This window comes from Phaeobacter sp. HS011 (assembly GCF_018101215.1).
In the GTDB taxonomy this organism is placed as follows: Bacteria; Pseudomonadota; Alphaproteobacteria; order Rhodobacterales; family Rhodobacteraceae; genus Phaeobacter; species Phaeobacter inhibens.
This window is the reverse complement of the sequence record NZ_JAGEUF010000006.1, coordinates 21,010-30,305: the sequence shown is the minus strand read 5'-3', so window position 1 is coordinate 30,305 and position 9,296 is coordinate 21,010. Positions and strand designations below refer to the sequence as shown.

9 protein-coding genes are annotated in these 9,296 nt (G+C 61.9%); 4 read left to right on the top strand and 5 right to left on the bottom strand.

The genetic code is table 11. The annotated features are described in order from the left end of the window. Positions 1 to 48 precede the first annotated feature (48 nt). On the bottom strand, positions 49 to 1,281 hold the full coding sequence (locus J4721_RS12720) for a urate hydroxylase PuuD (RefSeq protein WP_211002900.1): 1,233 nt from the start codon (positions 1,279 to 1,281) through the stop codon (positions 49 to 51). Between the two features lie 197 nt (positions 1,282 to 1,478). On the opposite strand from J4721_RS12720, the gene J4721_RS12715 reads away from it, so the two are divergent. Then, complete coding sequence (locus J4721_RS12715) at positions 1,479 to 2,453, top strand: LysR family transcriptional regulator (protein ID WP_102874777.1); 975 nt, start codon at positions 1,479 to 1,481, stop codon at positions 2,451 to 2,453. A gap of 84 nt (positions 2,454 to 2,537) precedes the next feature. Here the strand turns inward: J4721_RS12715 and uraH are convergent, their stop codons facing one another. After that, positions 2,538 to 2,909 carry a hydroxyisourate hydrolase gene (gene uraH, locus J4721_RS12710; RefSeq protein WP_014879198.1) on the bottom strand — a complete coding sequence of 124 codons (372 nt, stop codon included), beginning with the start codon at positions 2,907 to 2,909 and terminating at the stop codon, positions 2,538 to 2,540. 154 nt (positions 2,910 to 3,063) lie between these two features. Between uraH and puuE the strand changes: the two genes are divergently transcribed. From puuE to J4721_RS12695, 3 genes are all read left to right on the top strand, one after another. Beyond that, positions 3,064 to 4,479, top strand: a complete 1,416-nt coding sequence (gene puuE / locus J4721_RS12705; protein ID WP_211002901.1) for an allantoinase PuuE — start codon at positions 3,064 to 3,066, stop codon at positions 4,477 to 4,479. A gap of 28 nt (positions 4,480 to 4,507) precedes the next feature. Further along, positions 4,508 to 4,993: an ureidoglycolate lyase gene (locus J4721_RS12700; RefSeq protein WP_102870792.1), complete on the top strand. Its 486-nt coding sequence runs from the start codon at positions 4,508 to 4,510 to the stop codon at positions 4,991 to 4,993. Positions 4,994 to 5,128: 135 nt separating this feature from the next. Further along, entirely contained in the window at positions 5,129 to 6,556 is a 1,428-nt protein-coding gene (locus J4721_RS12695) for a uracil-xanthine permease family protein (protein WP_211002902.1), read from the top strand. Positions 6,557 to 6,661: 105 nt separating this feature from the next. Here J4721_RS12695 and J4721_RS12690 read toward each other — a convergent pair whose 3' ends face one another. The 3 genes from J4721_RS12690 to J4721_RS12680 all read right to left on the bottom strand — a co-directional run bounded on the left by J4721_RS12690 (position 6,662) and on the right by J4721_RS12680 (position 9,214). After that, on the bottom strand, positions 6,662 to 7,651 hold the full coding sequence (locus J4721_RS12690; RefSeq protein WP_211002903.1) for a type I glyceraldehyde-3-phosphate dehydrogenase: 990 nt from the start codon (positions 7,649 to 7,651) through the stop codon (positions 6,662 to 6,664). Positions 7,652 to 7,771: 120 nt separating this feature from the next. After that, positions 7,772 to 8,122 (bottom strand): hypothetical protein, encoded by a 351-nt coding sequence (locus J4721_RS19745; protein ID WP_371816068.1) that lies wholly within the window; start codon positions 8,120 to 8,122, stop codon positions 7,772 to 7,774. A gap of 261 nt (positions 8,123 to 8,383) precedes the next feature. Then, a complete protein-coding gene (locus J4721_RS12680) occupies positions 8,384 to 9,214 on the bottom strand; it encodes a bifunctional allantoicase/(S)-ureidoglycine aminohydrolase (protein ID WP_199538319.1) in 831 nt (276 codons plus the stop codon). Positions 9,215 to 9,296: the final 82 nt, after the last annotated feature.

Sequence of the window (9,296 nt, the reverse complement as noted above, 5' to 3'; positions counted from 1 at the left end):
CTGGACGCAGAACCAATGGCCCGGATGTCAGGCGTCGCAGGGGGCGGTTTACATCTGCGCAGCGCGGAACCAGGCCCGGATCGCAGCGCGATCCTCTGGTTCCATATAGGTGATATTCGCCGGTGGCATCGCATGGGTCACACCGGCCTGCAGGTAGATCTCACCCGCACGACGGGCCACATCTGCTTCGGTTTCCAGCAGCACACCCTTGGGTGCGGTGCGGATGCCGTCCCAGAACGGCTCGCGCGCGTGGCACATGCTGCACCGCCCCATAACGATCTCATGGACCTGCTCAAAGCCTTCGGTGTTGGCCATCGCTAGCGCGGTACCGCTCAGCGCCGCTTCTTCCCGCGCATCGTCGCCCTCATGCTTAAGCCCCAGCGAGGAGAGGATGATCACACCCAGAAACAGCAGCGCCGTGGCCAGCCAGGTCCAGGTGGGATTCCCGGCGCGGGCATGGCGCGTGTTGAAGTAATGCCGGATGGTGACCCCCATCAAGAACACCAACGCGGCGATCAGCCAGTTGTATTCACTGGCAAAGGCCAGCGGGTAGTGGTTCGACAGCATCAGAAACACCACCGGCAGCGTCAGATAGTTGTTGTGGGTCGAGCGCAGTTTGGCGATCTTGCCATATTTGGCGTCTGGCGCGCGGCCTTCCTGCAGATCCTTCACCACGATGCGTTGGTTTGGCATGATGATGAAAAACACATTGGCTGTCATGATGGTCGCGGTGAAGGCACCCAGATGCAGCATCATGGCGCGACCTGTAAACACCTGATTGAGACCCCAGCCCATCGCCACCAGCATCACGAACAACAGCACCATCAGCAGGGTCGGACGCTCGGCAAGGCCTGATTTGCACAGCCGGTCATAGACCAGCCAGCCAACTGATAGCGTCGCGGCTGAAATCAGGATCCCCTGCCACAGCGCCAGATCTGCTTTGGACTGATCAATCAGATACAGCTCTCCCCCGACCCAATAGACCACCATCAACAGGGCAAACCCCGAGAGCCATGTCATATAGCTCTCCCATTTGAACCAGGTCAGGTGATCGGGCATCTCGGCCGGGGCCACCAGATACTTGCGTATATGATAGAAGCCGCCGCCATGGACCTGCCATTCCTCGCCATGGGCGCCCACCGGCAGATCCGGTGCCTTGCGCAGCCCCAGATCCAGCGCGATGAAATAAAACGAGGAGCCGATCCAGGCGATGGCGGTGATCACATGCAGCCAACGGATGGCAAAGCCCAGCCAATCCCACATCATCAACAGCTCAAACATTCAAATCCGGTCCTTTGTCGCCTCTCATGGCCAATATCAGCCTGGGCATGGTAAAAATCATCGCCGACGATTGGAAGAATGCCAAAGACACCAGGGACAATGCGGCCCAGCCACACTAGGCAAACCGGGGTTTCTTCGGTATTCCCATATACTGCCAAACTGTATCAAAAATTCTGGAACAATCGCAGGCCTCTGTCATGTCTTATCTCGACAACATCCGCACCTTTGTCCGGGTCTATGAACTGGGGTCGATGTCGGCGGCTGGCCGTGACCTCAGGGTGTCGCCTGCTGTGACCTCAGCGCGGATATCGCAGCTGGAGGAATACCTCGGCGTGCGTCTGTTTCAGCGCACCACCCGCAATCTGACCGCAACCGAGCAGGGACGCGCCTTCTATGACGGGGCTGTTGCGGTGCTGGACGCGGTCGATGTGGCCGAGGCCAAGGTGATGCATCTGACCGATACGCCACGTGGCACCCTGTTTGTGGCGGCGCCTCTGGGGCTTGGGCGGCGGTTGCTGGCGCCCCAGACGCCGGAGTTCCTGGCGACCTATCCCGAAATCAACCTGCGCCTGCGCCTGTCTGATCGGGCCGTGGATCTGACCAGCGAGGGACTGGATCTGGCGTTTTTCCTTGGCCAGCCCGAGGACAGCAACCTGCGGATCCGCAAAATTGCCGATTGCCAGCGCGTGCTGTGTGCAGCACCCGATTATGTGGCCAGACGGGGGATGCCAGAGGACGGCACCGCATTGTTGCGGGAGGATCACGACTGTCTGAACCTGCGCTATCCCGGTGCGAGCGAGTTTCAGTGGCTACTGCAGACCAGCGAAGGACCGCGCCGTTTTGCGGTGAGCGGTCGCTATGAATGCGATGATGGCGATGTGCTGACCGATTGGGCGCTGGCAGGGGAGGGCGTGGTGCTGAAACCCCTGTTTGAAGTGGCCGAACATCTGGCTGCCGGGCGATTGGTTCCGGTTGCGGAGGCGACACCGCCGGTGCCGGTGCAACTGGCTTGTCTTTATACGCATCGCCGCCATCAGGACCCAAAGACGCGCTTGTTCATGGAGTATATGACCGCCCGGTTGGCCTCTGCCCTGCGACCCGATGAGGCCCCCTCGGATCGCAACATGGACGACGGTTCCGGGACTGATCAGACTAAGACGCCAACCGTTTAGGACAACAGCCACTCCCGCCCGCCGCAGCCCTCCTGCCGGAGGGCCGCGGCCGTTGGGCATGGCCGCGCCAGGGCGCGGCGGCGTTTAGCTGCCGCGGTAGGTGGAATAGCCAAAGGGCGACAGCAGCAGAGGCACGTGGTAATGCGCGCTGTCATCGGTGATGCCAAATCGAATGGGAACGTCATCCAGAAACAGCACTTCACCGGAGGCCTGCCCACTGGCGCGCAGGTACTCGCCGGCCTCAAACACCAACTCATAATTGCCGGTCACAAAGTCCTTCTTTGGCAGGATCGGACTGTCGGTGCGCCCGTCAGCGTTGGTCAGCATGCTGGCAAGCTCCGTCCGTCCGCGCCCGTCCAGCCGATAGAGCCGGATCGGCAGCCCCGCTGCCGGGCAGCCCCGTGCGGTGTCCAGCACATGTGTGGTGAGATAACCGGGTTCAGTCCTTGTGGTCATTCTGTATCCTCCTGCTGTCGCGCTACCTCTGCCCGATGGGGTCGGGGGCTGCAAACCTGTGAGATCAGATAGTGTATTCGGGAATATTTGAAAAATCGCGATGATCTTCTGCCATATTAATGACTAACAGTCGTTTGCAAAGAGGCCCCCGGCAATGAACAGATATCCCCGCAACATGATCGGATATGGCGCAACGCCGCCCGATGCAGACTGGCCGGGCGCGGCCAAGGTCGCGGTGCAGTTCGTGTTGAACTATGAAGAGGGTGGCGAGAACAATATTCTGCACGGCGATGCAGGATCGGAGGCGTTTCTGTCCGATATCGCTGGCGCGGCACCCTGGCCGGGACAACGACACTGGAACATGGAGTCGATCTACGATTATGGCGCGCGGGCCGGCTTTTGGCGGCTGCACCGTATGTTCACCGCCGCCAATATCCCGCTTACCATCTACGGCGTTGCCAGCGCGCTGGCGCGGTCGCCCGAACAGGTCGCCGCGATGAAGGCTGCCGATTGGGAAATCGCTTCCCACGGGCTGAAATGGGTCGAACACAAGGACATGCCCGAAGAGGAGGAGCGCGCCGCTATTGCCGAGGCGATCCGCCTGCATACGGAGGTTGTCGGCACGCGCCCGCGCGGCTGGTACACGGGGCGCTGCAGTGAAAACACCGTCCGTCTGGTGGCTGAGGAGGGGGGCTTTGACTATATCTCGGACACCTACGACGATGATCTGCCTTATTGGCTTGAGGTTGGCGAACGCGATCAGCTGATCATCCCCTATACGCTGGAAGCCAACGACATGCGCTTTGCCACCGCGCCCGGCTACATCACTGGCCAACAGTTCTATCAGTATCTGAAGGACGCCTTTGACCTGCTCTACGCCGAGGGCGAAGCGGGCGCGCCAAAGATGATGTCGGTCGGGCTGCATTGTCGCCTGATCGGGCGCCCGGGCAAAGCGGCCGGGTTGAAGCGGTTTATCGACTATATTCAGGGCTTTGACGGCGTGTGGTGTCCGCGCCGTATCGATATCGCTGACCATTGGGCCAAAACCCATCCGCATCAGCGCCGCGAGCTGCCCAGTCAGATGAGCCGCGCACGGTTTGTTGAGGCGTATGGCGGGATCTTTGAACACTCCTCTTGGATTGCCGAACGGGCGCATGATCTGGAACTGGGACCGGCCCATGACCGCGCGGCGGGGCTGCATAATGCGCTGTGTCGGATGTTCCGCTCCGCCAGCGAGGAGGAGCGGTTGGGTGTGCTGACCGCGCACCCTGATCTGGCGGGCAAACTGGCCGCCGCCAAACGTCTCACGGCAGAGAGCACTACCGAGCAGGCCTCCGCCGGACTGGATGCGCTAACTGACGCGGAACGCACACGATTTACGCAATTGAACAGCGCCTATGTGGAAAAACACGGCTTTCCCTTCATCATTGCGGTGCGCGACCACGATAAGACGTCGATTCTTGCAGCATTTGAACGGCGTATCGCCAATGATCGCGACAGCGAATTTGCCGAAGCCTGTCGGCAGGTCGAACGTATCGCCGAGTTCCGCCTGCGGGATGTGCTGCCGTGAGGGACTGCCAGCTATGCCGGAGACCGTGATGAAGATGCTTGAGATCCAGCCGATCACCGCCGAGGGCTTTGCCCCCTTTGGCGATCTGATCGACTGCACCGGGGCACCGGACAAGATCATCAATCAGGGGTTGTGTGGGCGGTACCATGACCGCGCGCAGCTGGCGTTCACCACTGGTCGCGCGGGGCTTAGCCTCTTCAACGCCGAACCGCGGGCGCTGCCGATGCCTCTGTCGATGGTGGAACGTCACCCGGAGGGCAGCCAGGCCTTCATCCCGATGAGCGAGACTGGATTTCTGGTGATCGTCGCCCCGGATGCAGGCGGCGCACCAGGGGAGCCGCTTGCCTTTGAAACGCAACCCGGACAGGCGATCAACTTCCACCGGGGCACCTGGCACGGGGTGCTGACGCCCCTGACGGCGCCGGGCCTGTTTGCCGTGGTGGATCGGATCGGAGAGGGCGCCAATCTGGAAGAGCACTGGTTCGACACCCCCTATCAGGTGATCCGACCGTAACCTCACAAACAAAGGCGCAGTGCCCCACCGGGCCTTCGCCTTTTTCTTTAGCAACAGGCACTCCGCCAAATGAGAGTGTCATCACAACACCGACCAAGACCAACAGAATAAGCAACAACAGAGAGGACCAGATCCATGGCCGATGGCTCAATCGGAACGCCGGCGCAGTTGCGCGATCCCAATTACACTCCACCGCTGGCAAAGGCTGTGCCACTGGGCATCCAGCATGTGCTGGCCATGTTTGTCTCAAATGTCACTCCGGCGATCATCGTGGCCGGGGCGGCGGGATTTGGCTTTGGCTCCAACTCCCCGGATTTTCCCGAATTGCTTTATCTGATCCAGATGTCGATGCTGTTTGCGGGCGCGGCAACGCTGCTGCAGACGCTGACCATCGGGCCGGTTGGCGCAGCGCTGCCGATTGTACAGGGCACCAGCTTTGCCTTCTTGCCGATCATGATCCCTCTGGTCGCGGGCAAGGGGGTTGATGCGCTGGCGGCGCTGTTCGGCGGTGTGCTGATCGGCGGTTTGTTTCATGCCGCATTGGGGCTGGTGATCGGGCGCATCCGCTTTGCCCTGCCGCCGCTCGTTACCGGGTTGGTGGTCACCATGATCGGTCTGGCACTGGTCAAGGTCGGCATTCAATACGCGGCCGGTGGCGTTCCTGCGATTGGCACACCCGAATATGGCTCGCTGCTCAACTGGTCAGCGGCGCTGGTGGTGGTCATTGTCACACTGGGGCTGAAGTTCTTTGCTCGCGGGATGCTGTCGATCTCGGCTGTGCTGCTGGGGCTGATTGTCGGCTATCTCTATGCGATGATGATGGGTATGGTCACGGCTGAGGCGATCGGCAACAGCTGGTCGCGGGCCAGCGCCTTTGCGCTGCCTGTGCCGTTCAAATACGGGATCGAGTTTTCCTTTGCCGCGATTGTCGGCTTTTGCCTGATGGGACTGGTGTCCGCAGTGGAAACCGTCGGCGACGTCAGCGGGATTGCTCGCGGGGGCGCAGGCCGCGAAGCCACGGATCGTGAGATCGCAGGTGCGACCTATGCTGATGGTTTCGGATCGGCGCTGGCGGGTGTATTTGGCGGCTTGCCCAATACCTCCTTCAGTCAGAACGTTGGTCTGATCGCCATGACCGGCGTCATGAGCCGCCATGTGGTCACCATCGGCGCGCTGTTCCTGATCCTCTGCGGGCTGGTGCCCAAGGTTGGCGCGATCATTCGCACCATTCCGATTGAGGTGCTGGGCGGCGGCGTTATTGTCATGTTCGGCATGGTTGTGGCTGCCGGGATTTCGATGCTGTCGGATGTGGACTGGAACCGCCGCAATATGGTGATCTTTGCGATCTCGCTCTCCATCGGGCTTGGGCTGCAGCTGGAGCCGGGCGCGGTGCAGCATCTGCCGGACACGTTACGGATCCTGATGACCTCGGGCCTGCTGCCGGCAGCGCTGATCGCCATTGTCCTGAACCTGGTGCTGCCGCAGGAGCTTGCCAGCGAGTCCACGGAAGAGGTTTCCGGAGGTCTGTCAGGACAGGGTCGGGGCAGCCTACCGGGGGAATAGCGCTGGCTGGCCTAGGCCAGAACAATAAAAGGGGCCGCAGCAGATTTGCGCGGCCCTCATTCTTTGTGGAGAAGATACCAAACCGGTCTGGTAGGGCTTTGCTTGTTATGCGTCCCCAGCCATCAGCCGGGCCATATCCAGCATCCGCGCGGAGAACCCCCATTCATTGTCGTACCAGCCAAACATCCGCAGCTGATGGGGGCCCGTCACCCGGGTTTCCGGTCCGGCAATAACCAGCGATTCCGGGCGCGCCCGCAGATCAGACGAGACCAGCGGTTGATCGGTCCAGCCCAGCACTGGCGCGGCCTCAACGGCGGCGCGCAGGGCCTTCTGAACCTGATCGCCCTGCATCGGGCGCTCTGTCTGTACCACCAGATCCACGGCGGATACGCTGGCAGTGGGGACCCGTACAGCAGCGCCGCTGATCCGGCCCGCCAGATGCGGCAGCACCTCGTCGATCAGATGGGTCGCGGAGGTCGTGGTCGGGACCATCGACAGCGCGCCACCTCGCGAGCGGGCAAAATCTCCCCGCGGTGCATCGACCATCGGTTGTGAATTCGTATAGCAATGGATCGTGGTCATATGGGCGCTGGTGATGCCGAGCTCTGAGTCCAGCAGTTTGACCAGCGGCGCCAGCCCATTGGTGGTGCAAGAGGCGTTGGAGATGATCCTGCCATCCCCCAGATCCGCCTCGTTTGCGCCCAGAACAACCGTACGTTCAGCCGCGGGGGAGGGGCCTGAGATCAGCACCTTGCGCGCCCCGGCGGACAGGCCGCGCCCAGCCACATCCGAGGTCCGCGCGATGCCGGTGCATTCCAGCACCACATCAACACCCGACAGGTCCAGTTTGCTGAGATCAGCGCTCTGGTGGAACCGGATCACGCGGTCGGCAATGCGCAGACTGTCGCCGTCGATCTCCACCGGGTCAGGATAGGGGCCAAAGGTGCTGTCGTATTGAAACAGATAGGCGCACATGTCCAAGGGCGCGATATCGTTGATGCAAACCAGCTCAATCCCGGCACCGCGCGGCGTCGTCAGGATCTGGCGCAGAATAGCGCGGCCGATACGGCCGAATCCGTTGATGGCAAGTTTCATGGCCAAGCTATGACAGGGCGCGGCATCCGGCTCAATCCGCAACAGCGGCAATCGGCCCCCCGTTTCGGTCACATTTTCCCGCGTCGTGTTTCAATGGGCCGCTGCCCGTCTGACCGGGGCCTAACGACAGACCAGATCTGCGAAATATGTCCCGTTGATCGAGCGGACCATGGTGTCGATCCGTGCGCGGCAACCGGTTTCCGCGTAAAACGCACGGACGGCCTGTTTGGCGGTCAGAACCGCAGGTGGGCGCAGCGGATCAAGCTCTGCATTCTGGCGCTGCGCCATGTAGCGCCCGGAGCTGAGACGACCGCTCTCGCTTTGCATTTCAGCCATCGGGGCGACATGCCAGCTGCGACCCAGAACCTGAACCACGCTCACCTGCGCCGTCGGGTCTGATCCGGCACCGGCTGCGGTGGGCAGGGTCAGCATGGCGGGGCCGAGGGCGGCCACGAGGGCGAGACCAACCACGCGCCGCGCTGATCGTCTGCGCGGGGGTCCGGGCCTTGGCCGGGCAGAAGCGACAAGAGATGCTGGTTGTCTGTGATGGCTACCGAGACCCGCCAGCAGGGCCGATAGCCCCAGAGCCAAGACTGTGAACGCGGCAGATAAGATCGACATGGGCGCAGGCTCCATCTGGGCGGGCCGGGACCGGCCCGCGTTCAAGGGTTCAGGTTCTCCTGACACCTTAACGGTGCTGCGCATTCTGGCAATGGTTGTGCGTGCCCTTGGTTAGCGCGGTGGGCTCAGCGGCATATGCCGGTTGACGTCTTTGTAAAGCAGATAGCGGAAGCGCCCCGGCCCACCAGCGTAGCAGGCTTGCGGGCAGAAGGCGCGCAGCCACATGAAGTCACCGGCCTCCACCTCAACCCAATCCTGGTTAAGGCGATAGACGGCCTTGCCCTCCAGTACAAAGAGCCCGTGTTCCATCACATGGGTCTCCGGAAACGGAATGACGCCACCGGGTTCAAAGGTCACGATGGTGACATGCATATCGTGGGACATGTCCGCCGGATCAACAAAGCGGGTGGTTGCCCAGCGGCCTTCGGTGTCCGGCATCACTGTCGGAGCAATGTCGCGCTCGTTGGTGATCAGCGGCGCGGGCCGCTCGACACCCGGTGCCGCCTCCCAGCGTTTGCGGATCCAGTGAAACCCTGCCGCGCTGCCGCTGCTGTTGTGCAGGGTCCAGCCCGCGCCTGCCGGAATATAGGCATAGCCGCCCGGCGTCAGGGTGTGCTGTGCCCCGTCGAGGGTCAGACTAATCTCGCCCTCTGTCACGAAAAGCACGGATTGTGCAGCGATGTCATGTTCGGGGGCGTCTGACCCGCCACCGGGCTGCAGCTCGACGATATATTGCGAGAAAGTCTCGGCAAAGCCGCTCAAAGGGCGGGCGATGACCCACATGCGCATGCCCTGCCAACCCGGCAGATAGGATGTGGTGATATCGCGCATCGTTCCCTTGGGGATGACCGCATAGGCATCGGTGAACATGGCGCGGTCGGTCAGCAGCTGCTCCTGACCGGGGTGGCCTCCCTGAGGGGTGTAATAGCGCGGCGCGGTCATCGGCGGTCCTTTCGTGATGCACACCGCATTTATGCGGGCTTGCGCGGGGCGCTCCAAGGGGGGCGCTGCGGATAACATCCTT

Coding starts and splice junctions, on each gene's coding strand:
- J4721_RS12695 (WP_211002902.1), top strand. CDS start 5,129: ATGGCCGATGGCTCAATCGGAACGCCGGCGCAGTTGCGCGATCCCAAT.
- J4721_RS12690 (WP_211002903.1), bottom strand. CDS start 7,651: ATGAAACTTGCCATCAACGGATTCGGCCGTATCGGCCGCGCTATTCTG.
- uraH (WP_014879198.1), bottom strand. CDS start 2,909: ATGACCACAAGGACTGAACCCGGTTATCTCACCACACATGTGCTGGAC.
- J4721_RS12680 (WP_199538319.1), bottom strand. CDS start 9,214: ATGACCGCGCCGCGCTATTACACCCCTCAGGGAGGCCACCCCGGTCAG.
- puuE (WP_211002901.1), top strand. CDS start 3,064: ATGAACAGATATCCCCGCAACATGATCGGATATGGCGCAACGCCGCCC.
- J4721_RS12715 (WP_102874777.1), top strand. CDS start 1,479: ATGTCTTATCTCGACAACATCCGCACCTTTGTCCGGGTCTATGAACTG.
- J4721_RS12720 (WP_211002900.1), bottom strand. CDS start 1,281: ATGTTTGAGCTGTTGATGATGTGGGATTGGCTGGGCTTTGCCATCCGT.
- J4721_RS12700 (WP_102870792.1), top strand. CDS start 4,508: ATGAAGATGCTTGAGATCCAGCCGATCACCGCCGAGGGCTTTGCCCCC.